Annotated in this window: 23 protein-coding genes and 1 tRNA gene; 4 read left to right on the top strand and 20 right to left on the bottom strand. The window is 60.8% G+C overall.

The features are described 5' to 3' along the window. Positions 1 to 27 precede the first annotated feature (27 nt). Positions 28 to 615 (top strand): DNA-3-methyladenine glycosylase, encoded by a 588-nt coding sequence (locus I6I71_RS06845; protein ID WP_201819694.1) that lies wholly within the window; start codon positions 28 to 30, stop codon positions 613 to 615. Here the strand turns inward: I6I71_RS06845 and ppk2 are convergent. Genes ppk2 through I6I71_RS06810 form a run of 7 tightly spaced genes read right to left on the bottom strand, consistent with a single transcriptional unit; the run spans position 612 to position 7,785 of the window. Continuing rightward, a complete protein-coding gene (gene ppk2, locus I6I71_RS06840) occupies positions 612 to 1,481 on the bottom strand; it encodes a polyphosphate kinase 2 (RefSeq protein ID WP_070495556.1) in 870 nt (289 codons plus the stop codon). The two genes, I6I71_RS06845 and ppk2, sit on opposite strands and share 4 nt — an antisense overlap. A 22-nt stretch (positions 1,482 to 1,503) precedes the next feature. Next, complete coding sequence (locus I6I71_RS06835; protein WP_070495559.1) at positions 1,504 to 2,082, bottom strand: hypothetical protein; 579 nt, start codon at positions 2,080 to 2,082, stop codon at positions 1,504 to 1,506. Between the two features lie 21 nt (positions 2,083 to 2,103). Then, positions 2,104 to 3,894 (bottom strand): ABC-F family ATP-binding cassette domain-containing protein, encoded by a 1,791-nt coding sequence (locus I6I71_RS06830; protein ID WP_201819693.1) that lies wholly within the window; start codon positions 3,892 to 3,894, stop codon positions 2,104 to 2,106. A 24-nt stretch (positions 3,895 to 3,918) separates the two neighbouring features. Further along, positions 3,919 to 4,920: a GHMP family kinase ATP-binding protein gene (locus I6I71_RS06825; protein WP_236587268.1), complete on the bottom strand. Its 1,002-nt coding sequence runs from the start codon at positions 4,918 to 4,920 to the stop codon at positions 3,919 to 3,921. Continuing rightward, on the bottom strand, positions 4,913 to 5,776 hold the full coding sequence (gene rsmA, locus I6I71_RS06820; protein ID WP_201819691.1) for a 16S rRNA (adenine(1518)-N(6)/adenine(1519)-N(6))-dimethyltransferase RsmA: 864 nt from the start codon (positions 5,774 to 5,776) through the stop codon (positions 4,913 to 4,915). Before rsmA ends, I6I71_RS06825 begins: the two co-directional genes overlap by 8 nt. 9 nt (positions 5,777 to 5,785) lie before the next feature. Continuing rightward, positions 5,786 to 6,922 (bottom strand): resuscitation-promoting factor, encoded by a 1,137-nt coding sequence (locus I6I71_RS06815; RefSeq protein WP_201819688.1) that lies wholly within the window; start codon positions 6,920 to 6,922, stop codon positions 5,786 to 5,788. A 41-nt stretch (positions 6,923 to 6,963) separates the two neighbouring features. Beyond that, the gene (locus I6I71_RS06810; protein ID WP_201819685.1) at positions 6,964 to 7,785 is read right to left on the bottom strand and encodes a TatD family hydrolase; all 822 of its coding nucleotides are present in this window, start codon (positions 7,783 to 7,785) and stop codon (positions 6,964 to 6,966) included. A gap of 13 nt (positions 7,786 to 7,798) precedes the next feature. On the opposite strand from I6I71_RS06810, the gene I6I71_RS06805 reads away from it, so the two are divergent. After that, a complete protein-coding gene (locus I6I71_RS06805) occupies positions 7,799 to 8,179 on the top strand; it encodes a DUF3806 domain-containing protein (protein ID WP_052205017.1) in 381 nt (126 codons plus the stop codon). Here the strand turns inward: I6I71_RS06805 and I6I71_RS06800 are convergent. The 9 genes from I6I71_RS06800 to rsmI form a co-directional block, all read right to left on the bottom strand. Next, the gene (locus I6I71_RS06800) at positions 8,176 to 8,988 is read right to left on the bottom strand and encodes a MurR/RpiR family transcriptional regulator (RefSeq protein WP_201823738.1); all 813 of its coding nucleotides are present in this window, start codon (positions 8,986 to 8,988) and stop codon (positions 8,176 to 8,178) included. The genes I6I71_RS06805 and I6I71_RS06800 overlap by 4 nt on opposite strands. Beyond that, positions 8,927 to 9,820, bottom strand: a complete 894-nt coding sequence (gene phnE / locus I6I71_RS06795; RefSeq protein ID WP_201819682.1) for a phosphonate ABC transporter, permease protein PhnE — start codon at positions 9,818 to 9,820, stop codon at positions 8,927 to 8,929. The genes I6I71_RS06800 and phnE (I6I71_RS06795) overlap by 62 nt, the downstream gene beginning before the upstream one ends. Next, positions 9,821 to 10,633, bottom strand: coding sequence for a phosphonate ABC transporter, permease protein PhnE (phnE, locus tag I6I71_RS06790; protein WP_201819679.1), 813 nt, complete (start codon positions 10,631 to 10,633; stop codon positions 9,821 to 9,823). After that, on the bottom strand, positions 10,633 to 11,430 hold the full coding sequence (gene phnC, locus I6I71_RS06785) for a phosphonate ABC transporter ATP-binding protein (RefSeq protein WP_201819676.1): 798 nt from the start codon (positions 11,428 to 11,430) through the stop codon (positions 10,633 to 10,635). Before phnC ends, phnE (I6I71_RS06790) begins: the two co-directional genes overlap by 1 nt. A 24-nt stretch (positions 11,431 to 11,454) precedes the next feature. Beyond that, positions 11,455 to 12,465, bottom strand: a complete 1,011-nt coding sequence (gene phnD / locus I6I71_RS06780) for a phosphate/phosphite/phosphonate ABC transporter substrate-binding protein (RefSeq protein ID WP_052205021.1) — start codon at positions 12,463 to 12,465, stop codon at positions 11,455 to 11,457. 39 nt (positions 12,466 to 12,504) lie between these two features. Then, positions 12,505 to 13,161, bottom strand: coding sequence for an HAD family hydrolase (locus I6I71_RS06775; protein WP_232305796.1), 657 nt, complete (start codon positions 13,159 to 13,161; stop codon positions 12,505 to 12,507). A 97-nt stretch (positions 13,162 to 13,258) separates the two neighbouring features. Further along, positions 13,259 to 15,103, bottom strand: a complete 1,845-nt coding sequence (gene metG / locus I6I71_RS06770) for a methionine--tRNA ligase (protein ID WP_201819673.1) — start codon at positions 15,101 to 15,103, stop codon at positions 13,259 to 13,261. A 23-nt stretch (positions 15,104 to 15,126) separates the two neighbouring features. Further along, positions 15,127 to 16,881, bottom strand: coding sequence for a BCCT family transporter (locus tag I6I71_RS06765; RefSeq protein WP_201819670.1), 1,755 nt, complete (start codon positions 16,879 to 16,881; stop codon positions 15,127 to 15,129). 60 nt (positions 16,882 to 16,941) lie between these two features. Further along, the gene (rsmI, locus tag I6I71_RS06760) at positions 16,942 to 17,814 is read right to left on the bottom strand and encodes a 16S rRNA (cytidine(1402)-2'-O)-methyltransferase (RefSeq protein WP_201819667.1); all 873 of its coding nucleotides are present in this window, start codon (positions 17,812 to 17,814) and stop codon (positions 16,942 to 16,944) included. A 52-nt stretch (positions 17,815 to 17,866) separates the two neighbouring features. Between rsmI and I6I71_RS06755 the strand changes: the two genes are divergently transcribed. Continuing rightward, entirely contained in the window at positions 17,867 to 19,450 is a 1,584-nt protein-coding gene (locus tag I6I71_RS06755) for a dolichyl-phosphate-mannose--protein mannosyltransferase (RefSeq protein ID WP_180950540.1), read from the top strand. Positions 19,451 to 19,468: 18 nt separating this feature from the next. Here I6I71_RS06755 and I6I71_RS06750 read toward each other — a convergent pair whose 3' ends face one another. Together I6I71_RS06750 and I6I71_RS06745 are read right to left on the bottom strand one after the other, a co-directional pair. Continuing rightward, a complete protein-coding gene (locus I6I71_RS06750) occupies positions 19,469 to 20,104 on the bottom strand; it encodes a zf-HC2 domain-containing protein (RefSeq protein ID WP_201819664.1) in 636 nt (211 codons plus the stop codon). Continuing rightward, positions 20,097 to 20,507, bottom strand: a complete 411-nt coding sequence (locus tag I6I71_RS06745) for a DoxX family protein (protein ID WP_052205026.1) — start codon at positions 20,505 to 20,507, stop codon at positions 20,097 to 20,099. The genes I6I71_RS06750 and I6I71_RS06745 overlap by 8 nt, the downstream gene beginning before the upstream one ends. A 52-nt stretch (positions 20,508 to 20,559) precedes the next feature. Between I6I71_RS06745 and I6I71_RS06740 the strand changes: the two genes are divergently transcribed. Beyond that, positions 20,560 to 21,156, top strand: coding sequence for a DNA-3-methyladenine glycosylase I (locus I6I71_RS06740; protein WP_070495581.1), 597 nt, complete (start codon positions 20,560 to 20,562; stop codon positions 21,154 to 21,156). 19 nt (positions 21,157 to 21,175) lie between these two features. Here I6I71_RS06740 and I6I71_RS06735 read toward each other — a convergent pair. Further along, positions 21,176 to 21,248: transfer RNA gene (locus I6I71_RS06735), tRNA-Ala, on the bottom strand. A 96-nt stretch (positions 21,249 to 21,344) separates the two neighbouring features. Beyond that, a complete protein-coding gene (gene sepX, locus I6I71_RS06730; RefSeq protein ID WP_201819661.1) occupies positions 21,345 to 22,391 on the bottom strand; it encodes a divisome protein SepX/GlpR in 1,047 nt (348 codons plus the stop codon). Positions 22,392 to 22,599 lie beyond the last annotated feature (208 nt).

The raw sequence follows: 22,599 nt of genomic DNA, 5'->3' as shown, positions 1-22,599 counted from the left end.
CGCGACAAAGCGGCCATATTGGTAGCAATGAATGCTTCCATTGATTTTTCCCAACCCGCAGACGTCGTTGCACCACAGCTACTTGGGTGCGTGATCACCATGCACGGGGTAAGCATCCGGCTCACAGAGGTGGAGGCATACCTCGGTGCCGAGGATCCCGCCGCGCACACCTTCAACGGCATGACCAAGCGCAATGCGACAATGTTCGGGCCGCCAGGACACCTTTACGTGTACTTTTCCTACGGACTACACCACAACGGCAACATCGTGTGCGCGCCCGAAGGCGACGGCCAAGGATGTTTGATGCGCGGCGGCGAGGTAGTCGCAGGCGAGGCACTGGCGAGACAGCGCAGGCAACGCCCAGACCGAGCACACATCCCCTGGGAAAACCTTGCGCGCGGGCCGGGCAACCTCGGCCAAGCCCTGGGCCTTGCGCTGCCAGATAATGGCACGCCAGTGCCACTGCAGATGCGCAATGAGGAACCAGAGTGGGTAGCGGGCCCACGCATTGGGATTTCCAAAAACACCGACGCTGCGCTGAGGTTTTGGATACCCGGCAACAAGACGGTGTCAACGCCGCGGGGATACCCCAAAACCCCCTCGAAAAAGCACTAGTTCTTGTGCTTCTTCTTTTTCTTCTTTCCGTCCGAGCCTTTAACGCGACGCTCCTCCAGCTTGGCGGCGGCATCCGGCACATAGCGGAACTCTTCACGCGGCGGGCGGCTGTAGTCCGTGATCTCCGGGCGCTCCGGGATCTCGGGCAGGTCCGGCTTAATCCGCTCGTACGGCACCGTGGACAGCAGGTGCGAGATCACGTTGATGCGGGAGCGCTTCTTGTCCTCGCTTTCCACCGTGTACCACGGTGCGGACGGAATGTCGGTGTGCACGAACATCTCATCCTTGGCACGGGAGTACTCCTCCCACTTGGTAATGGACTCCAGGTCCATCGGGGAAAGCTTCCACTGGCGCAACGGATCCTCACGGCGGGAAACGAAACGCTTGTACTGCTCCTCATCGGACACCGAGAACCAGTACTTGCGCAGCATGATGCCGTCTTCCACCAGCAGGCGCTCAAAAATCGGTGCCTGGTGCAGGAAACGGCGGTACTCCTGCGAGGTGCAGAAGCCCATGACGCGCTCAACGCCGGCACGGTTGTACCAGGAACGGTCAAAGATCACGATCTCACCAGCAGCCGGGAGCTTTTCCACATAGCGCTGGAAGTACCACTGCCCCTGCTCACGCTCCGTGGGCTTCGGCAGCGCCTCGATACGGCAGGTGCGTGGGTTCAGGTACTGCGTGATGCGCTTAATGGCAGAGCCTTTACCTGCGGCGTCACGGCCTTCCATAATGATGACCAGGCGTGCGCCGGTTTCAACCACCCACTGCTGCATGTCTACAAGCTCAGCCTGCAGACGAAGCAGTTCCTTCTCGTAGGCCTTCTTGGATAGTTTCGGGGGTTTCTTCGACGACTGGTCACTCATACCTATAAAGGTAACCGATTGTTTAGTTAAGGAAGAATTCTGCCAGGTAAATCGTCTCGCCATTACGCGCGGTAGCAACGCCGAAACGCTTCGGCTCCTTCACCGGATTGACGTTGATGTCACGGTTCAAAAACGCAATGCGGTCCGCAGCCTGCGCCGGGCTCAGGCGGTAAATCTGGCCGGTACCACGATCCGTTGCAGTGGTGCCGCGACCAACGTTGCCCACAAATGTCGCCTCACCGCGAGCGGCCTGCGCTGCCCACTGCGCTGCGATGGCCTGCGCTTCCGCATCTCTGCGGTGGCCTTCCTTCACCAGCTGCTTTTCGGTAGAAGCGGTCAGCTCCTGCTCCGCGGCGCTCAGTGCTGGCTTCGGGGTGAGCTCAATGCGCCCCGGCACGTGGATGCCAACGCGCGCGGCGCCGTCTACAATCTGCTGCGGTACCTGAATATCCGGCAGCTGGATGTTTGCGCGCGAGGACAGCTCGCTGGAGGTTGGAATCTGTACCTGCGCGGATGCAGTTGCGGGCACTAGCGCGCCGGCTGCAAGGGTGGTCGCGCATGCCAGAGCAACAAGACGTGAGTTATGTCCGAATTTCCTCATGCGTCACATTGTGCCACAAACTCAGGATTCGAGCTGCTCGCCGAGCTCCAACCACTCCATTTCTAGCTCATCACGCTCGTCTTTGACCGCACCAAGTTCCTTCGTCTTGCCCGCGATCGCATCAAACTCCCCTGCCGCAGACAGGTCAGCAATCTCCGCCTCGAGTCGCTCCACGGATTCCTCCGCCTGAGCGATCTTGCGCTCTAGGGCCTTCATCTTCTTGCGAAGCTCACGCTCCTCCTGAGAAGAAAGAGCCTTTTGCTTCTCGACGCCACGCTTCTCCCCCAAATCCAACACCCCAACAGAGCTCTCCTCAGCGGCCCGACGCTCAAGGTATTGCGCGATGCCGCCGGGGAGGTTGGTGAGTTTGCCGTCGCCGAAGAGCGCATACGTGCTGTCCGCGATGCGCTCGATGAGGTAGCGGTCGTGGGAAATGACCACAAGCGTGCCAGCCCAGTTATCCAACAAGTCTTCGAGCTCTTGGAGGGTATCGATGTCAAGGTCGTTCGTCGGCTCGTCGAGAAGCAGCACGTTCGGCTCGCTCATGAGTACGCGCGTGAGTTGCAGACGGCGGCGCTCACCACCGGAAAGGTCCCCCACGGGCGTGCGCTGGCGCTTCGGGGAAAACCCAAGGCGCTCTGCAAGCTGCGAGGCAGACATCTGGCCTTTACCCAGTTCGATGTAGGTGGCAACGTCCTCCACCGCGTCGATAACGCGGCGGGTGGGATCCAGATCATCAAGCTCCTGGCGCAACCAGCCAATGCGCGTGGTCTGGCCCTCAATGCGCTTGCCTGCGGCCAGCGGGTACTCCCCAGCCAGGGTGCGCAGCAGCGTGGTCTTGCCGGAGCCGTTCACACCAACAAGGCCGATACGCTCGCCCGGCGCGAGGCGCCACGTCAGGTGGTCTACAAGCGTGCGGCCGTCAGGAGCGTCAATGCGCGCGTCCTCCAGCTCAATGACCACGCGGCCTTGGCGCTGCTTGGAAAACGCCATAAGTTCCACCTTGTCGCGTGGCGGCGGCACGTTCGCAATCAGGGCCTCGGCTGCCTCAATGCGGTAGCGCGGCTTAGAGGTACGCGCCGGTGCGCCACGTCGCAGCCAAGCAAGCTCCTTACGCGCAAGGTTTTGGCGGCGCTGCTCAATCGCATCCGCCTGGCGTGCGCGCTCCGCGCGGGCAAACGTCCAGTCGTTGTAGCCGCCCTCATAGACGTCCACCGTGCCGTCATGAACCTCCCAGGTCAGGGTGGCTACGGTGTCGAGGAACCAGCGGTCGTGGGTCACAACCACCACCGCTACCTTGCGGTTCAGCAAGTGATCGGCCAACCACTGCACGCCCTCAACGTCGAGGTGGTTCGTCGGCTCATCCAGCACCACCAGATCTAAGTCCTGGACCAACGCGGCGGCAAGGTTGACGCGCCTGCGCTCACCACCGGAAAGGTTGCCCACTGCGGTATCCAAACCCAGCTCAGCAACACCGGTGCCCTGCAGCACCTCGCGCACGCGGGCGTTGGAGGCCCACTCAAACGTCTGCAACCCCAGCGGCTCCACCACTGCCTGGCCAACAGTCAGGTCAGGGTCTAAGTCGAAGCGCTGCGTGACCACAGCCATGCGCAGGCTGGAGTTGTGGGACACACGCCCCTCATCCGGCGGCTCAATGCCCGTGAGCACCTCAAGCAGGGTGGTCTTGCCACCGCCATTGACGCCGACGATGCCGATGCGGTCGCCGGTTTGCACGCCCAGCGACACACCGTCAAGAAGCGTTTTCAGCCCCCACGTTTTGGAGACGTTTTCCAGATTGATCAGGTTAGCCATCACGCACGAGTCTACGACGTGGACTTACTTGCACAGCATGAAGGCACCACGGGCAGGACCGTTCGAGGTGAATGACTGATACTCAGGGAAAACCTCGCACACACGGTTGCGAACACGCACCGCATGCGCCTCGTCTTTACACAACATTGCCACGGTTGGCCCGGAGCCAGACACGATCGCGCGAAGGGCGTGCTCGTTGCCAAAATCCAGCACTTCACCAATCTGCGGGCGCAGCAGCCGGGCGGGCAGCTCCATGTCATTGTGCAGCGCCTGCGCCAACGCCTCAGCGCTGCCAAGCAGCAGCGCGTCGGTCACCTTGGAGGGATCCAGGTTGGGCTTAAGCTCCGGGTTGCCAGCGCGCAGCTCGTCTAGCTTGGCAAAGCACGCCGCGGTGCTCAGCGTGGTGTCTGGGTTTACAAACACCCACCAGAACTGCAGGTCAGATGGAATAGGACGCAGGTGATCGCCGCGGCCACGACCAGTTGCGTTACCGCCCTGCACCGCGAACGGCACATCAGAGCCAAGCCCCGCGGCAAGGAAGCTCGTCTTGTAATCGATGCCAACCGGCTCGCCAAAGTAGTGCTCGATGTAGTGGTTCGCGGCCAACAGCGCAGCAGCAGCGTCAGCAGAACCGCCTGCCATGCCACCTGCGATGAACACGGACTTATCCACCTCAATGCGCACCTTTGGCAGCGCCGGGTGGGTCACTCCTGCGGTGTGGTCACAGTCCGAACGGAAACTCCCCACCGCCGCATCCACTGCCTTCCAGGCGAGGTTGTGGTGGGTGTCAATATCTTCGGGCAGCTCCCCATCGAACAGCCAGCGGGTGTGAATGCTCGACACCACAGACTCGGTGCGCGTGCGCTCGGCGTCCGGCTCTACCACCAGGCGTACGATTTCACGCCGGTCAACGGCCTGAAACACCGTAACCAGGTCGTGGTAACCGCCATGGGTCGTGTTATCCACGCCAAGGTGCAGGTTCACCTTCGCGGGCGCCGACGCGGCAAAGATCTTTGGCTCACTCACGCTGGTCCCCCATTCGCGCCTCCCCAAGCTTCAAGAAATCTTCAACAGACAATGCCTCGCCGCGAAGCCCCGGGTCAATACCCACGGCGCGCAGTGCTTCCTCCGCGGCAGCCGGCGAGCCGTAGATCCCCGATAGCGTGGAGCGCAGGGTTTTGCGGCGCTGGGCAAACGCAGCGTCCACCAGCGGGAAGAGGTGCTCGCGAAGCGCTGGGGAGTGGTTGCCGTGTACGTCGATACGCACAAGCCCCGACTCAATGTTGGGCGCTGGCCAAAACACGTGCTTGCCAATGGTTCCGGCGCGGCTCACGTCACCGTAGAACGAGGCCTTCACGCTGGGCACACCGTAGATTTTGGAGCCAGGCTTCGCGGCCAAGCGGTCCGCGACTTCCTTTTGCACCATCACCAGCACGCGGCGGATCGTGGGAAACTCCGCCAGCAGATGCAAAAGCACCGGCACGGACACGTTATACGGCAAGTTGGCTACCAGGGCAGTTGGTTGCTTATCCACGTCCCCGCGCACCACCTTCAACGCATCCTTATTAATCACCGTCAAGCGGTCAGCGTATTCGGGCGCGCGCTCTTGAACCGTCTGTGGAAGGCGACCGGCCAGGCGCGGGTCGATCTCTAGCGCGATGACGTCTTCGACGGTGTCAATCAAGCCCAGGGTCAGTGAGCCGAGGCCGGGGCCAACTTCCACAACCACGTCATCAAACGAAAGCTCCGCGGCAGCAACAATGCGGCGCACGGTGTTTGGGTCGTGCACGAAGTTTTGCCCCAGCTTTTTCGTTGGGGTGACGTCTAGTTCAGCCGCAAGCTCCCGGATCTCAACGGGGCCCAGCAGGTGGGAATCTGCCATACGGCGAGATTAGCGGATGCCAAGCGAGGCGGTGCAGGCAGGCCACGCACCCCAGCCCTGGGATGCCTGCGTGCGCTGGGCGACGGCGATCTGCTGCTCTCGCGTGGCCATGTGGGCCATCGGGGCGTACTCAGTGCCACCGTAGGCTGCCCAGGTAGACGGGGTGAACTGCAAGCCGCCGTGGAAACCGTTGCCGGTGTTAATCGCCCAGTTGCCGCCAGACTCACACTGCGCGAGCGCATCCCACACGGAACCCGCCGCCACTGCCGGTGCGCTCGGTGCAGGCTTGGTGCCGCGCAAGATCGTGGCCGGCTTTGGCGCACGCAGGTCCTCTTCGCCAGCGACGGTTTCGCTCTCTACCTCGCCATTGACCATAACGGTGTGGTGGTAACGCACGGCCTCACCGGTCTCGCCGGGCTCAAGTACCTGCTCGGTGCCCTCATCCATCTCCGGGTCATCGATGTAGTTCGGCTCCGCCTCAACCGGAATGACCTCGGAGGAACGCACGAGGTTCACGCGGTCAATCACAATGTCCATATCCGGAGTCACCGCAGCGTCCAAGGGGACGTTGATGCGGTCATCGGAGTCCAGGGTAATGCCGCGCGCGGACAGCAGTGCGGACACAGTCTTAGCTGCCACGGTGGTAAACGACTGCTCGCCAGCGTCCGTAATAGAGACCACCTTCGGCGTGGTCACGTCAATGGACAGGCCAGGGGTAACCGGGGTGTCACGGTGAATGTCGGTGGCCGCCGCATTATCCACACCAGCCTCTGCGATCAAGTCGCCCACAGTTGCCGCGGTGGAGCTGAGCTGGGTTGCAACACCATCAATCACCACAGCAACCTGCTTCGAAGTACGCACCGTGATAGTTTCGCCACGCGCGATCTTCTCACCCTGTGCCGGGTAAACAAGGTCTTCTGCGCCGACCTCAACGCCGGCGGCCTGCAGCACGCCGTCCACGTCAGCAGCGAAGGTACGCACCTTCTGGGTCTCACCGTTGACATCCACGGAGATGTCCTTCTGTGCGGCCAGCGCCGTGCCCGCACCACCGACGATGACGGCACCGGCAAGCGCGCCGGTAAGTACGCGGCGGCCAGCGGAGTGGCGCTCAGTGGTTGGGTTTAAGGTCTTCTTCGCGGCAGACATGTTGGTAACAATACGATAACGGTTCCGCCACTATCAAGTTTTTAGACGCCGTAGACCTGCGAAAACGTCTCCCCTACCTCTTTGGCCACTTGTGCAACATCCACCCCACGAGCCTCCGCGATCGCCAGTGCCGTGTACCCGATTAACGACGGCTCATTACGCGCCCCCCGAAACGGCTCCGGCGTCATATACGGCGCATCCGTCTCAATCAGATACTGGCCCGCAGGTGCCATTGCTGCTGCCTCGCGCAGGAAATCATTGCGTTTAAAGGTCACGTTTCCGGCAAAGCTCAGCACGTAGCCGCGATCCAGGGCCTCTCGCGCCACCTCTACCGGCGAGGAGAAGCAGTGCAGGATGACGTGTTTCGGCTGCGGGACATCCGCAAGAATGCGCATAATCTCCGCGTCCCCCTCGCGGTTGTGAATCATCAGCGCTTTTCCGGATTCCACCGCCAGGTCGATATGCCAGCGAAACACCTCCTCCTGCACATCCAGCGGTGCGGTGCGGTCCGGGTCATGCGTAATCCAATAGGTATCAATGCCGGTCTCCCCCACCGCCACACACTTCGGGTCCGCCACCAGCTCCCGAAGGCGTGCGCGCGCTGCGTCATCCACCTCGTGCGCACGCGTCGGGTGCACCGCGCACGCGGCAAACACACCCTCATGGTTCTTGGCTATCTCAAGGGCCGCCTCGGCTTCTGCCAGTCCGTCCCCAACTGTGCAAATGCGCTCCACACCAGCGGCGTGGGCACGGTCAATGAGGTCTTGGGCTGGGTGGGGGCAGCTGGTGAGGTGGGTGTGGGCGTCGATAAGACCGGGGATCGTCTTCGCGGGCTCGGGAGTGGGTCGCGGCTTTTTGCTCATAGAATCCAACCCTATGGCATTTGAACCGATTGACAGCGCCACCCAAACCCAAATCGACCGCGACTTGGCAGAAGCCATCGGCCGCGGCATCGGCGGCACACCCCAAGATGTGGTTAGCGCCTTTGAGAATGAGCTCGCGGATTTCCTCGCGCTACCTGCGGACGTGCAGCGCAGCTTCCCCCGCGGCGAGACCGCCCGCATCTACGGCACCGCACTCGGCCAGGCCCTCGTCCGAGAGGGTTACTCTTGGGCCTTGCTTATCGACGCCTACGGCACCGACCTCGTCGTCCACAAAGACGAAAAGTACGCAGCACCAATGATTGTGGTGGACCAGCGGTTCGAGGACGAGGAGACTGGAAAACTCACCACGTTTTTGGAGCAGTTTCTGGGCTAGCTTTCCAGCGCATCTCCGATCATGGTCAGCGACGCCCGGCGCGCCTCATCACCACGTTCGCCACGGTGGTTCAGCAACAGCTGCACCAGCTGTTCATTCAGCAGCATCAGTGCGGCGCGGGAGGTGTGGATCAGCTCGTCTTGGAACGAGGGTTTAACCGGTGGCACCAACAGCACCACGTCTGCGACTTCGGTCAGCGGTGACGGCGAAAAGCTTGTCGCCGCGATCACGGTCGCACCACTGTCGCTAGCCTGCCGGGCGGCATGCAAGGTTGCTTGGCTTGAACCCGAGCCGGAAAACACAAAACATACCGATTTTTCGCCGAGGTGGTGCGCGGCAATTCGCTGCGTCGTGGAATCGGTGTGCCACTCCGCGTGCCTGCCCGCCGACACGAGGCGCTGCGCAAAATCCAACCCAAGTGGCGCAGAGAACCCATTGGCTACCACCAAGACGCGCTCGGCAATATCAAGCAGCTCGATGGTTCGTTGAATCGCGCCTTCATCAAGCGCACCGAAGGATGCCGAGAGGCGCTCCGCAAACTGCGCCACATAGTCTGCGACGCTGGTTGCGGTGGAGTTGGTTTGCGTTGCCACTGACAAGGGAGAAGAACCCGCTGCCTGCTCCTGGGCAAGGGCGACCCGCAACTGCGGAAACCCTGCATACCCAAGGCTTTGGGCAGTGCGGATGACGCTTGCTCGGCTGACCCCGACATGGTCGGCCAGCTGCTGCGCGGTCATCTCAACAGCGTTAGCTGGTTGGCACAGGATCGCCTCCGCGACCGTCTTCTCCTTCGGCTGGAGTGAGCTCATCGACGCTGCGATTCGCACGCTTGGCGGTGCTTGCGGGTTCGTTGGCTGCACGGGCAGTGGCTCCTTCCATAATGCGGCGCCTGATTGCGCCAGAAACAGCATCCACCACCATTGTTGACACGATGACCACGATCAGCGTCATGCCCACCACGTCCCACTGGCGGTAGTTGGTGTAGTTTGCCAGCATCGCACCGATACCTCCCGCACCCACCATGCCAAGGACAGCGGAGGTTCGGATGTTGATTTCAAAACGGTACAAGGCAAAGCTGATCAAGGACGGCGCCGCCTGCGGCCACAACGCCCACCTCACCGTCTCAGCGGTGGTGCCACCAGCTGCGCGCACGGCTTCCGCAGGCCCATTCGGCATGGACTCAATCGTTTCGTAGGTCCACTTCGCCTGCTGGCCAATACCTGCGATAGCCAATGCAAGTGCGCCAGTGAACGGAGTCAGGCCGGTGACGGTGAGCAAGATAATGGCGATCACAGCCTCCGGGAAGGCACGGATCACGGCGAAGATGCCTCGTAGCAGCGCACGCAGCCACGCTGGTCCCACACCGCGAGCGGCCAACATTCCCAGCGGGATGGAGAGCACCACGGTGCCGATCATGCCTACCCACGCCATGGAAATAGAACGCCACATTTCTAGGGCGGCACGCCCCAGGCGAGACCAGTCTGGGTCCGCGAACATCAGCGTCATGTAATGCCAGATCTGCCCCGGCACCTTGGGCAGCTCGCCCCACTTAATGTCCAGTGTGCCAATGGAGACCAGCGCGATCAGCGCAAGCGCGATTGTTGCAATTGTTTCGTATGTTTTGCGTGGTTTGGGAGGCATTTACACCAACCTCTTTCGCAGCCAGTTGGAGACGACCTCCACCAACACCACCACAACCAGGATTTCCAAAATGATGATGGATACGTCGTCGTAGGCGAAGAACGCGCGGCGCTCTTCAAGCAGGCGTCCGATACCGCCGGCACCGACCAGACCCAAGATGGCGGACACACGCACGTTGAGCTCCAACGTGTATAGCCACTGGTTGGCAAACAAGGGCATGACCTGTGGCAGCGCCATTGCGTGGTTGATTTGGAATTGTGTGCCGCCAGAGGCATGACCCGCTTCGATGTAGGCGTGGTCTGCAGAGTCAATCGCTTCAGATACCAGCTTGACCACAATGCCCAGGTTGAACAGGAACAACGTGATCACACCCGGCAGCGCACCGACACCGACCATGGCCACCAAGATGGAGGCATACACCAGGTCCGGCACGGATCGCATGATGTTAATCAGCGTGCGTACGATGCCACGGCTTACGCGGTTTGGGTTGGTGGCGGATGCCGCCCACAAGGTCAGCGGTACAGAAATGATTGCAGATAACACCGCACCCACGAACGCCATCTGCAGCGTTTCCAACATTGGGTAAAGCGTGCGCGGCAAAAACGCGAAGTTGGGCTGCAGCATCTGCCACAGCTTCGCCGCACCGTTTCGCCAGTTGCGGGCGATGGATTCCAGGTCAATGGCAATGCCACCGATCTGGGGTGTCACCGTCAGCGCGGTAAACGCAACAACAGCCGCAGTAATAGCAAGGGTGCGGCCGATATTTCGAGGCTTGTCAGGAACATTCAACGGCTGAGTCAACGGCTGGGCCATTAGTGCGCTCCCAGCACGTCGTCCGGAAGCACAGGGCGACCGTAGATCTCCTCGAAGTCACGGTCCGTGGCGTCTGCTGTCTGCCCGTCGTACACCAGCTCACCGTTGCGCAAGCCGATCAAGCGCGTGGTGTACTGGCGCGCCAGGTCAATCAGGTGCAGATTCACTAGCACGGTGAGTCCTTGCTCCTGGTTGATGCGCCGCAAATCGCGCATCACTGCATGAGAGGTTGGCGGGTCGAGAGAGGCCACGGGCTCGTCTGCAAGCATGACCTTCGGCTTTTGGGTCAGCGCACGGGCAATGGCCACACGCTGTTTCTGACCGCCGGAAAGCGCACCTGCCCGTGTCCAGACTTTCTCCAACATGCCAACAGATTCCAGCGACTGCAGCGCCAGATCCTTGTCTTCCTGTGTGGGCAGATCAAACATAGTGCGCCACCACGGGTTGCGGGCAAAGCTGCCCACCAACACGTTGTGATACACATCTGTCCGCTCAGCCAGGTTGAACTGCTGGAAAATCATGCCGATCTTCCCACGAGCCTCGCGCAACTGCTTGCCTTTGAGGTCATGCATGTCATATGGGCCGACTTTGAGGGTGCCTGCGGTCGGCGTGGCCAACCCGTTGATGGTGCGGATCAGCGTGGATTTACCTGATCCGGACAGTCCCACCACGGCGACCATCTCGCCGGGCTCGATTGCAATAGAGACGTCCTTCAACGCCTGCGTGCCGTTGGGATAGGTAACCGATACGTGGTCCAACGTAATTGGCCACGGCGATACGTTGTCTGTGGTGCTCATGGTGGAACTTTCCGAAAAAGGGTGTTACTTGAAGCGGGTGTAGATCTCGCCGTAGCGCTGGATCTCTTCCTCATCGGTCTGTGCAGTCCAGTCGGTCAGACCAACCAGTTCCTGCATGATCGTCTTTGCTTCCTCGGAGGAATCTGCGTAGTTGTCCATCAGCTCCGTCAGCTGCGCAACCAGGTCTTCCGGCAGGGTGTCGGTGACAACGACACCACCGTTCGGGATCATCTCGGTGTACGCAAATGCAACCATGTCGGTTGCAGCCTCCGGGGCCTCCTTGATGATGGAAGCGCGAGCGTCCCAGTAGCCAAAGCCAACTTCAGCATCACCCTTGAGTACAGCAAGCATGGCGTTGTTGTTGCCCTGCACCGGAACCTCGCTAAGCGTGGATACGTCCACACCCTGATCCTCCAGCGCTACGACCGGGTACTGGTAGCCAGCCGGGGAGGTCACAGCCTGAAGCGCAACCTTGGTGCCAGCCTCGACCTTCTTCAGCGCCTCAACTGCCTTCGGACCCTTGCCCTCAGCTGCAGCCGCCTCTTCCAGGCCGTTGCAGTACGCAAACTCCGTCTCCGAAGCAGCGTAGGTAGCCATCACAGGCTCATCGTCGCAGTACTTCTCCGGGTTGTTGGTGTAAGCAACCGAAGCGTACGAGGTTGCGCCGAAGCGCACGTCCCGCAGGATCAGCTTCGCGTTGTACTGGTTCATGGCGTTGTACAGGGAGCCAGCGTCCGTAATAGCAACCTGTGCCTGGTCAGCACCGATAGCCTCAACGGTTGCCGCGTAATCATTCGCCACAACACCGTTGACCTCGATGCCCAGGTTCTCGGACAGGTAGGAGGTCAAAGGCTTGAGCGCCTCAGCCAGGTTCTCGCCCTCCGTTGCAGGTACAAGCGAGATGGTGATGGACTTCGGCCACTCAGCGCTACCGGAAGCATTGGTGTCAGTAGAGGTAGAAGAATCCGAGCAGGCAGTCAGGGTCAGTGCCGCGGTGGTCAGCAACGCACCGAGGGCAAGAGCAGGTTTACGCATGAGGAAAGGTCCTTTCGGAAAAGCTGTGGATGGGGTGGGCTAGCTGCTGCGCGCAGCCCAGCGGAGCATGTCATGGCGCAGATCCGTAATGGTGTTTCCGCGCATGGTCACCTCCACCGTTGAAGACTGCGCGGTAGCACCGACTAATGCGGTGTCCGCGCCGAGGTCATGGGCTGGCTTGAGGTCGAAATCATAGATGTCGCCGACGGAAAGCACCGGTCCTTGCTCAAGCAGCTGCTCCACAATCGGGTACAAACCATCTGGCTTGCCCACCTGGGTGTGCAGCTGGTCAAAGTACGGGCGAGCTCCCCAGGATTCAAGGATCTGCTCAACACCGATAGCCGGCGCGTTGGTTGCAACATGCAGCGTTGCCAATCCGCGAAGCGCATCAAGGATTTCTATCAGGCCGTCCGGGGCGTCGATCGGTGCTTCGGGAGTACCCAGCACCGTTCGGCTCTGCTGGTAGGCCTGGTTCATCGCCTCGGAAGGCACGCCATCTTGCGCAGCCACCTCTGCCACGACGTGATAGCCGTCGCGGTAGGAAGCTTCACCTGCGTCATAGGCTCGCAGCTCATCTTCAACTCGTTCGACAAAGTTGTCCTTTGCCAATGGGGCTACCGCTCGGGCGTAGGCCAGAACTGGCCCATGCCCAATTGCTAGGGTCCCGTCGAAATCAAAAACGATGCTGCAAGTCACGCATAGCTCCTTCACGTATGGACGATGCGTTCACCATAAGCATCTCAGATGAACGTTTCGTCCAACACTGTGTGAACTTTGCGTTACATTTGCGTGACTACTGCACCGGTGCCCACTCCGGGCCGGTCTCCCCCAGCTCCGGGTCAAGCTTTGCAATCAGCGGTTGCGGCTTCGCAAGCTCAGTTCCCGGGGTTACCTCAACGCGGCCCCACGTCGCCTGCTGCTGGGTGTAATCACCGGTGATGACCGGGTACGTCTGGCCCTGCTCCGGCAGGCCGACACCAACTAGCGTGTGGTCCGCGTCATCCACCACGTCTTCCACCTTCGGCGTTGCGGCCCAGATGCCGGTGCGCCCCAGGGTTTCATGGACGCGCTGCGCGGTGTGCGGCAGGAACGGGGTGAGCATGGCGTTGCAGTCAGACACCACCTGCAGGGCGGTCCACAGCACGGTGGCCAGGCGCTCACGCTGGGTATCATCCTTGGCCAGCTTCCACGGCTCCTGCTCCGCCACGTACGCGTTGGCCTCACCCACCACGTGCATGATCTTGGTGATTGCGGCCTTGAAGTGTGCGCGGGCAAGATCCGCGCCAGCAGCCGCAAACGTGTCCTCTGCCAGCTTGAGGATGCGGTTGTCACTGTCCTCCAGCGGCCCCGGCACCGGCACCTGGCCAAAGTTCTTGTACGCCATGGACACCGTGCGGTTGACCAGGTTGCCCCAGCCGTTGGCAAGCTCATTGTTCACGCGGCGAACAAACTCGTCCCAGGTGAAGTCCGTGTCATTGTTCTCCGGGCCGGCCACGGCGATGAAGTAGCGCAGCGGATCCGGACCAAACTCCTTCAGGAAGTCCTTGACGTAGATCACCACACCCTTGGAGGAGGAGAACTTGGAGCCCGACATGGTCAAAAACTCAGAGGAGACAACCTCCGTTGGCAAGTTCAGCTCACCCAGTTCGTGCACCTTGCCGCCCTTTGCGCCCTTACCGGCGTAACCAAGTAGCTCTGCTGGCCAGATCTGGGAGTGGAAGGTGATGTTGTCCTTGCCCATGAAGTAGTAGCCCTCAGTGGAGGGATCCTGCCAGAAGGTTTTCCAGGCTTCCGGGTTGCCGGAGCGCTGCGCCCACTCGATGGAGGCAGACAGGTAGCCAACGACCGCGTCGAACCAGACGTAGAGCTTCTTCGAGGGGTTATCCTCCCAGCCTTCAACCGGCACTGGGATGCCCCAGTCAATGTCGCGCGTCATGGCGCGCGGGCGCATGTCCTCCAGCAGGTTCAGGGAGAATTTCAGCACGTTCGGACGCCAGTCCTCGCGCTTGGACAGCCACGCCTCCAGCTCATCGTGCAGCGCAGGCAGGTCCAGCAGGAAGTGCTCGGTTTCTACAAACTCCGGCGTTTCACCATTGATCTTGGAAACCGGGTTGATCAGGTCAGCCGGGTCGAGCTGGTTACCGCAGGTATCGCACTGATCCCCGCGGGCGTCGGTCGCGCCGCAGATCGGGCAGGTGCCCTCAATGTAGCGGTCCGGAAGCGTACGGCCCGTCGACGGCGAAATAGCACCCTGGGTGGTCTCTTTCACCATGTAGCCGTTTTCGTATAGGCCCTTGAACAGTTCCTGGACCACGGCGTAGTGGTTGCGGGTGGTGGTGCGGGTGAACAGGTCATAGCTCAGGCCCAAACCTGCCAGGTCTTCAACAATCTGGCGGTTGTAGCGGTCGGCGAGCTCCTTGACGGTGACACCTTCTTTATCCGCCTGCACCAGAAGCGGCGTGCCGTGCTCATCCGTGCCGGAAACCATCAGCACGTTCTTGCCGGTCATTCGCTGGTAGCGGGCAAAGACGTCCGATGGGACGCCGAAGCCTGCTACGTGGCCGATGTGGCGTGGGCCGTTTGCGTACGGCCATGCCACGCACACAAGAACATTCTGATTGGTCTGCTCAGCACTCATGACTTCACAGCATAATGAACGCGCTACTTGCGGTTGCGCGGGGTAAGCATTTGTTTGACTTGCTTACGCTTTGCCTCAAACTCCTGCTGGTCCAACAGCGCGCGGCGCTCAATAGCCAGCTTGCGGTTAAAGCGCTCCTGCTCCTTCTTCGCCAGGTAAATCGTGTCATTGGACACGTCCTTAACAATGGCAAACATCAGAGCAACCAGGATGATCAAGAATGGAGAGGCTGCAACAATGGTCACGCTCTGCAGCGCGTTGAGCGTATCCGCACCACCACGGGTCAGCATGGTCAAACCAACAGCTGCGGTTGCAATGCCCCATAGTGCAGACAGCAGTGGCTTCGGCGTGGTCTGGCCATCCTGGGACAGGGACGCCATCACGGTCGACGCCGAGTCAGCGGAGGTGATGAAGAACGTGCCCAGAAGAACCACGGCGAAAATACCCATGAAGAAGCCGCCCGGCAGGGTGTGCAGCAGGTTGAACAGCTGCTCCTCATTGCTATCGCCAGCAATGGAGTTACCCAGCTGCTCAAACTTGATGGCGGTGCCGCCGAAGATGCAGAACCACAGGGTGGAAAGGCCGGACGGGACTAAAAGCACCCCAAGGCAGAACTCACGGATGGTGCGGCCACGGGAAATGCGTGCCAAGAAAGTACCGACGAACGGCGCCCAGGATGCCCACCATGCCCAGTAGAAAATCGTCCAGCCAGAGAGGAACTCGCCGGCGTTGCCATCAGCACTCTCGGCGGTACGTGCGGCCATCTCGAAGAACTGCTGCAGGTACATACCGATAGAGGTAGGAACCAGGTTCAAAATTGTCACGGTCGGGCCGAAGACGAACACGAAAATAGCCAGGAGTGCTGCAACAACCATGTTGAAGTTAGACAGCCACTGAATGCCCTTGCCCACGCCAGACATGGCGGAAAGCAGAAACGCCAGCGTGAGTACGGCAACAATGCCCACGATCAGCTTGCTCGACGGGCTGTCCACGAAGCCGGATGCTTCCAAACCGGAAGAGATCTGCACCGCACCGAGGCCCAAAGAGCAGGCGGTACCAAAGATGGTGGCAAAGATGGCAAAGCCGTCAATGAGTTTGCCCAGCCAGCCGTTTGCACGGTCCTGACCAATCAACGGCACAAAGGCTGAAGACAACAGTTGCTTGCGACCCAAGCGGAACGTGGAGTACGCAATAGCCAAACCGACCACGGCGTACAGCGCCCACGGGTGCAACGTCCAGTGGAACATCGTCTGCGACATAGCCGTGCCAACTTCCTTGGGCTCATGCCCCGGCACACCGTTGATATACATGGACAACGGCTCGGATGCGCCGAAGAACATCAGACCGATACCCATACCGGCGGCAAACATCATCGCAATCCAAGAAGAGGTACGGAACTCCGGCTGCTCATCACTGGCACCCAAACGAATCGAACCAAATTTGGAAAACGCGATCACAAACACAAACACCACAAACGCGGTGCCGAAGAAGATGAAGGCCCAACCGAAGTTGTCCAACACCCACGCAAACGCATTGTTCGCAAATTCCGTGAACGCATCACTTGCCGTCAGCGCCCAGCCGACTACCGCGGCAACAATCACCGCCACGGGAATCACAATGGACCAGGAAACAGGCGCGCCGGTTTTCTCCGACTTCATCTCCACATGGTCCTCGGGGGTTTTCGCTTCAGGAAGTTCACCGCGCTGATCCGCGATGATCATGCTTGCTAGTTCACCTGTAGCTGACGTCTCTGTCGGATTGGCGTCAGGCTGCGACATGCGTGCTCCTTCTACACAATTGGGATAATCATTGAACCCCACGACAGTACATGAGATTTCTCAGGTTCGGGAGTTGAGCGTGGCGTCGTAAAGCAAACTGCCCTTGATCCCATGTGCCTTGGCAACGTCTCTAGCTGCATCTTTCATGCGCTCGCCGGCATCGACGCGGCGAAGGACCTCACCGACCAGATCCTCCGGCTCAGGCGCGGCGGCGGCGCCTCCCTCAATCACCACTGTGATTTCCCCGCGAACGCCCTGTGAGGCCCACTGCGCAAGCTCCCCCAGCGACGCGCGCTTGACTTCTTCATAGGTCTTCGTCAGCTCACGGCACACCGCGGCGCGACGCTCCGTGCCCAAAACACGCGCGCAGTCTTCAAGCGTTGCCGCGATGCGATGTGGGGACTCGAAGAAGCACACCGCACGCCGCTCCCCAACCAACGACTGCAGCCAGGTTTCGCGGGCACCGGATTTGCGGGGCGCGAAGCCGTCGAAAATAAAATGCCCAACATTCAGGCCTGACAGCGCAAGTGCGGTGGTAACCGCCGAGGGCCCGGGGATGCAGGTCACCGGCACGCCCGCATCGTGCGCAGCAGCAACCAGTGCGAGGCCGGGGTCAGACACAATAGGCATGCCAGCATCTGTCACCACCAGCACGGTGCCGGTACGCGCCGCGGTAAGCAGCTCCTGCCGGCGGGCGTCCTCATTGTGGTCAAAGTTGGACACAAAACGCCCGCGCGGCACCACCTCAAGCGCAGCAGCTAGGTTCCTCGCCCGGCGCGTGTCCTCAGCCGCAATCACATCGGCCTGGGCGAGCGCCTCGCGCAGGCGATCGGAGGCATCCCCAATATTGCCCAGCGGGGTTGCGGCAAGCACAACACCGTGCGGTGGCAAAGCGTGAGTGGAGGCGTCTTCTGAGTGGGTGTGGGCAGCCATAGCCCCTCACTCTACTTCGGTGGGTGTGTGCTCAGCAGCTAATATCCTTCCCGTGACTATCGCTTCGCCCGTACGCCCGTATCGCCGCAACCGTCCCGCGCCCGGCGCGCCGGTGACCGTGCCGTGGACGCGCCGCGACACTATCGCTGTCAGCGTGATCGGCGTGCTTGCGCTGTTTACGCGCTTTTTGGGCCTGACCGTGCCTACCGGCTCCGGCACGCCTGTGTTTGATGAGAAGCACTATGTTCCACAGGGCTGGGATATGGTCCGCAGCTCCTTCAACCCCGTACTCGGCGGCATCGAATCCAACCCCGGCTACGGCCTTGTCGTGCACCCGCCGCTGGGCAAGCAGCTGCTGGCCATGGGCGAAACCCTGTTTGGCTACACGCCGCTGGGTTGGCGTTTGCTCACCGCACTGTTCGGCGCGGGCGTGGTTGTGCTGACCTTTTTGCTTGCGCGCCGGGTGAGCCAATCCACCGCCATTGGCACGCTCGCTGGAGCTATTGCGCTTTTCGACGGTGTGTTGCTCGTCTCCGCCAAATTCGGCATGTTGGACATTTTCCAAGTCCTGTTCATCGTGGCCGCATCCTGGACGCTGGCGGGAGACATGCGCCAGATTCATCAGCGTTGGCACGACGCGTGGGTTTCCGGTGAGGTTGCCGCCGCAGGTCCCCTTGGGCCCCGGGTTGGGTACCGCTGGTGGCGCTTTGCCACCGGCGTACTGCTGGGTTTGGCGTTGTCTGTGAAATGGTCCGGGCTGTACTACATCGCGTTTTTCGGCCTTTTGGGCTCCTTCTGGGATCTGTGGCTGCGCAAGCGCTACGGCGTGGAAAAACCGCTGGCGGGTGCGCTGCTCAAGGACGTGCTTCCTGCGTTAGCGTCCATCGTGCTGCTGCCCGCGCTGCTCTACATCTGGGCGTGGCGCGCATGGTTCGCCTCTGAAACCTCCGTCTACCGCCACTCCTTGGCGGACGGCACCATTGCAAACAGCGAATGGGCCTGGCTGGAAAATCTGCCCGATTCCGTGGCGGGTTGGCTCTACTACCACTTCTCCGTGCTCAACTTCCACGGCTCACTCACCTCCTCCTCGGGCCATTCGCACCCCTGGGACTCCAAGCCGTGGGCGTGGCTGGTTGGCGCACGCCCCATCCTCTACTACTCCACCACCGACATTGAGTGCGGTAATGGCGGCACCTGCCGCGAGATGATCTACCTCTTCGGCACACCGGTGATCTGGTGGCTAACCGTGCCCGTGCTGCTGTGGGCGATGTGGGTGTGGGTCACGCGCCGAGATCTGCGCGTGATGGTTCCGGTGATCGCCTGGATGGCCGGCTTTCTGCCGTGGCTGGCTGCGTTTGATCGCCAGATGTACTTCTTCTACGCCACCGCACTAGTGCCGTTTACCGCGGTACTCATCGCCTTGGTGTTGGGCAATATTTCCCAGCGCGGGGAGATGGTGTCTAAGCCGTGGGTGCTCAAGCTTGCGGGCCAGCCGATGCGTACCGGCCAGCTAGCCGTAGTGGGTTACATGGCTCTTGTGGCGGCAGCGTTTGTGTACTGGTCCCCGCTGTTCTACGGCTTCATGGTGCCGGAGGGCTACTACCAGTCCATCATGTGGCTGCCCAGCTGGAAGTAGGTTTTCGGCTAGTTCTGTCTAGTACGGATTAGCGCTGAGGTAGGACCAGGCGCGGCGCACTTCGATGCCGCGGTCCGCCACCCACGTCCACACCAGCGCAATGGCACTGACAAACGGGATCAGAATGCCGCCAAAGCCAAATTCGCCGGTGCCCAAAATGGCATCACGCACGGCAAAGCCCACGGTGAAGGTGAACATGGTGCCCACCACCAACAGCACGCCTGGGACTTGGGAGGGGCGCCAGGCACACAGGCCGAGTGCTGTTGCCACGCCGAGGCGCACGGCGGCAAAGGATGTCACCATCGGGTCCGTCGTCGCAGCCACAACCGCCTGCACAGCCCAGGCAAGCCACACCAAGGCCATCACCACAAGCGCGATGCGGCCAATAGCGAGTGTGACCATACGGCGCTGCTCCAGCTTGCGCCACGGGTCATTGACGCCTGCCAAAATAACGTCATTCAAGTTCGGCGGGGCTGCTGTGCGGTCAACGTCCGTCAGCTTCATCTGGCTGCGAAGGCGCAGCGCCTCGTCCCAAAACTGCTGACACTGCGGGCACTGCGCAAGGTGGGCGTCAATCACTTCGCTTTCCAGCGCAGCGTCTTCCCCGTCCAGGCGTGCAGAGAGTGCAGACTGGATTTCCTGGTGGCTAATCATCGCGGGTAAGCACCCCATCCAAGCTCGCTCGTCCGGTTCCAAACACCACGATCATAAACAGTGCCGCGGCCAGCACCATCGGGTATTCCACTCCCCCATCTTGTGCGAAAAACCCTTGTGGCAGGTGCACGAAGTAGGCGGCAATCAGAACCATAATGGCCATGCCCCCAGCCACGATGGTGGTCAACAGCCCAATAATGAGGAAGGTGCCGCCGATCAGTTCGACCGTGCCCGCAATATAGGCGGAAAGTTTCGGCTGCGGCACACCGGCACGCGCGAGTTCTTTCGCAGCCGCGTCCATGCCTGTACCAAACCAGCGTTGGTAGCCTCGGGCGATAAACACAACGCCAAGCGCAACGCGCAGGAGAAGGAGTGCGAAGTCGCGCACGGCTGGCCGGTTCATGGCAATAACACTACTCATGGAACCGTCAAGCCACGAACGCAGTCTAATAGTTATGACCCAACAAAAATTGCACCCAGTTATTGGTACCGACGGTTTAACCCGCCCACCGTGGGCGGCAAGCGATCCGTTGCTGCGCGAGTATTACGACACCGAATGGGGCATGCCCGTGCGCGATGAGCAGGGCATGTTTGAACGCCTCTGCTTGGAAGCCTTCCAGGTTGGCCTATCCTGGCGGCTGATTCTTTCCAAGCGTGAGGCGCTGCGCAAGGCATTTTGCGGCTTCGTCCCGGAGACCGTCGCCTCACTCGACATAGAGCCTTTGCTTGCCGACGCCACGTTGATCCGCAACCGCCGCAAACTCCAAGCCTGCGTCACCAATGCCCACGCAACCCTGGCACTACGCGCGGAAGGCACGGACCTGGCGGAGTTCATCTGGTCCTACCAACCCGCCACTACCCCAGAACCGAAGTCTATGGATGAGGTGCCTACGACCTCGCCAGAGTCTGTCCAGCTGGCGAAGGATCTCAAAGCGCGGGGATTCACGTTCGTGGGGCCGGTGACTATGTACGCCTTGATGGAGTCCGTAGGCATCGTGGACACCAACCTGGTGGGCACATGGCGCCGCGGGGCGTCCGGCGTGTGGGTGTAGCGTCACCTTTAGATTTTTGTGGAGCATAGGGGAATCGAACCCCTGACCTTTGCATTGCGAACGCAACGCTCTACCAACTGAGCTAATGCCCCTTGACTGCTTACAGACGTTACTCCCCGTCACCTGTGATGCTAAATCGCGTGGTGACGGGGAGTTTTGTCGAAATTCTTTAGCTTGCGCGTCGGTTGTTAGCTTGCACGCCCGTAGTCGTCATACTCAAAGTCGTAGTCCGGTGCTGTGCGGCGGTAGCGCGGCAGGTGCTCGAAATCTGGGCTTTCATCATCAATGTTGAGGATGACGGCACCGGCGCGCATGCGCTCCCCCTCACGCGATCCAGGGCGTTGTGCCACGTCCACGCCGAGGCGGGCGCGGCGCAGCTGACGCATGCGGCGAGCACGCAACGCGCGCTCCTGCTTCACCACGCGGCGAAGCGCCACCATGAACCAAAGGGTCAGGCCGATGGTGATTGCCGGCAGTAACCACGCCCAGCCACCTGCCACCACGGCTGCAGTCAGGGAAATCACCGAGGCAACAATCAGGCCGAGGAACGTGCGCTGACGGCGCTGGTAACGGTCCGCGCGGGTGCGTGCGTCCCGGCGCGGGTCGTAACCACCACGACCACGACGCGCCTCAGCAAACGCAAGGTCATCCTCAGTTGCTTCTTCAGTTACTTCTTCTTCGGTCGGATCTTCTGCTTCTGCTGCTTCTGCTGCTTCCGCCTCAACTTCTGATTCATCCTCTGCTTCAGCCTCTGATCCGTAGCCGAAGTCCTCCGGCGCCAGGTACGTGCCAGCGTCCACTGCCTGTTCGTCAGCCTCTGCGTCTTGAGTCTCTTCGGCTATTTCAGCGTCTTCAGCGTCTTCGACGTGATCGATGACTACCGGTTCTGCCTCGGCAGCTTCAACAACCTCCGCAGTCTCAACAGTCTCCACCGGTTCTACAGTCTCCACCGGTTCTACAGTCTCTACCGGTTCTACAGTGTCGTCGGAATCGACAGCCTCGACGACCTCATAGTCTTCAGCCTCATCGTCGGCGTGGCGGTGTACGTCTGCAGCAGTGAGCTTCGGACGGCGGCGCACACTCGGTGCCACGGTGCCGCCTTCGTGGAGTACGCGCGTCTCATCGAAGCCTTCGCCAGAGCGGCGGATCGGCTTGTTATTGCCAAACAGCATCGGCGCGAGCACAATCACCCACACAACAATGATCAACAGAATGATCAGGCTCAGGCTGCCCATCAGGACGTGTCACCTTTCGTCACAGTTTGAAATCTGCTCTAACGCTATCGACGCTTAAGTCCGGCCCCCGTCCGGCACGCCGGTTGGTCTTGCCACGATTTTTTATTCCACCCCCAACTACGGCCAGAAGACGTTGCCTCCGCAGCCCATCAAACGGCCTCCAAACACAGATATGCAGGGGAAGATATGCAGGTCTGCAGGTCACGGT

This window comes from Corynebacterium riegelii, from assembly GCF_016728505.1.
GTDB classification, from domain to species: Bacteria; Actinomycetota; Actinomycetes; order Mycobacteriales; family Mycobacteriaceae; genus Corynebacterium; species Corynebacterium riegelii.
This window is presented reverse-complemented; position numbering and strand designations above follow the sequence as displayed.

What these genes read in the sequence shown, in the direction of transcription:
- metG (WP_201819673.1), bottom strand. Translation starts at nt 15,103, where the DNA reads ATGAGTGCTGAGCAGACCAATCAGAATGTTCTTGTGTGCGTGGCATGG.
- I6I71_RS06845 (WP_201819694.1), top strand. Translation starts at nt 28, where the DNA reads ATGAATGCTTCCATTGATTTTTCCCAACCCGCAGACGTCGTTGCACCA.
- I6I71_RS06810 (WP_201819685.1), bottom strand. Translation starts at nt 7,785, where the DNA reads ATGAGCAAAAAGCCGCGACCCACTCCCGAGCCCGCGAAGACGATCCCC.
- rsmA (WP_201819691.1), bottom strand. Translation starts at nt 5,776, where the DNA reads ATGGCAGATTCCCACCTGCTGGGCCCCGTTGAGATCCGGGAGCTTGCG.
- I6I71_RS06805 (WP_052205017.1), top strand. Translation starts at nt 7,799, where the DNA reads ATGGCATTTGAACCGATTGACAGCGCCACCCAAACCCAAATCGACCGC.
- I6I71_RS06745 (WP_052205026.1), bottom strand. Translation starts at nt 20,507, where the DNA reads ATGAACCGGCCAGCCGTGCGCGACTTCGCACTCCTTCTCCTGCGCGTT.
- I6I71_RS06750 (WP_201819664.1), bottom strand. Translation starts at nt 20,104, where the DNA reads ATGATTAGCCACCAGGAAATCCAGTCTGCACTCTCTGCACGCCTGGAC.
- phnE (WP_201819679.1), bottom strand. Translation starts at nt 10,633, where the DNA reads ATGGCCCAGCCGTTGACTCAGCCGTTGAATGTTCCTGACAAGCCTCGA.
- phnD (WP_052205021.1), bottom strand. Translation starts at nt 12,465, where the DNA reads ATGCGTAAACCTGCTCTTGCCCTCGGTGCGTTGCTGACCACCGCGGCA.
- I6I71_RS06740 (WP_070495581.1), top strand. Translation starts at nt 20,560, where the DNA reads ATGACCCAACAAAAATTGCACCCAGTTATTGGTACCGACGGTTTAACC.
- I6I71_RS06800 (WP_201823738.1), bottom strand. Translation starts at nt 8,988, where the DNA reads ATGAGCTCACTCCAGCCGAAGGAGAAGACGGTCGCGGAGGCGATCCTG.
- I6I71_RS06815 (WP_201819688.1), bottom strand. Translation starts at nt 6,922, where the DNA reads ATGTCTGCCGCGAAGAAGACCTTAAACCCAACCACTGAGCGCCACTCC.
- ppk2 (WP_070495556.1), bottom strand. Translation starts at nt 1,481, where the DNA reads ATGAGTGACCAGTCGTCGAAGAAACCCCCGAAACTATCCAAGAAGGCC.
- sepX (WP_201819661.1), bottom strand. Translation starts at nt 22,391, where the DNA reads ATGGGCAGCCTGAGCCTGATCATTCTGTTGATCATTGTTGTGTGGGTG.
- I6I71_RS06835 (WP_070495559.1), bottom strand. Translation starts at nt 2,082, where the DNA reads ATGAGGAAATTCGGACATAACTCACGTCTTGTTGCTCTGGCATGCGCG.
- I6I71_RS06830 (WP_201819693.1), bottom strand. Translation starts at nt 3,894, where the DNA reads ATGGCTAACCTGATCAATCTGGAAAACGTCTCCAAAACGTGGGGGCTG.
- rsmI (WP_201819667.1), bottom strand. Translation starts at nt 17,814, where the DNA reads ATGGCTGCCCACACCCACTCAGAAGACGCCTCCACTCACGCTTTGCCA.
- I6I71_RS06765 (WP_201819670.1), bottom strand. Translation starts at nt 16,881, where the DNA reads ATGTCGCAGCCTGACGCCAATCCGACAGAGACGTCAGCTACAGGTGAA.
- phnE (WP_201819682.1), bottom strand. Translation starts at nt 9,820, where the DNA reads ATGCCTCCCAAACCACGCAAAACATACGAAACAATTGCAACAATCGCG.
- phnC (WP_201819676.1), bottom strand. Translation starts at nt 11,430, where the DNA reads ATGAGCACCACAGACAACGTATCGCCGTGGCCAATTACGTTGGACCAC.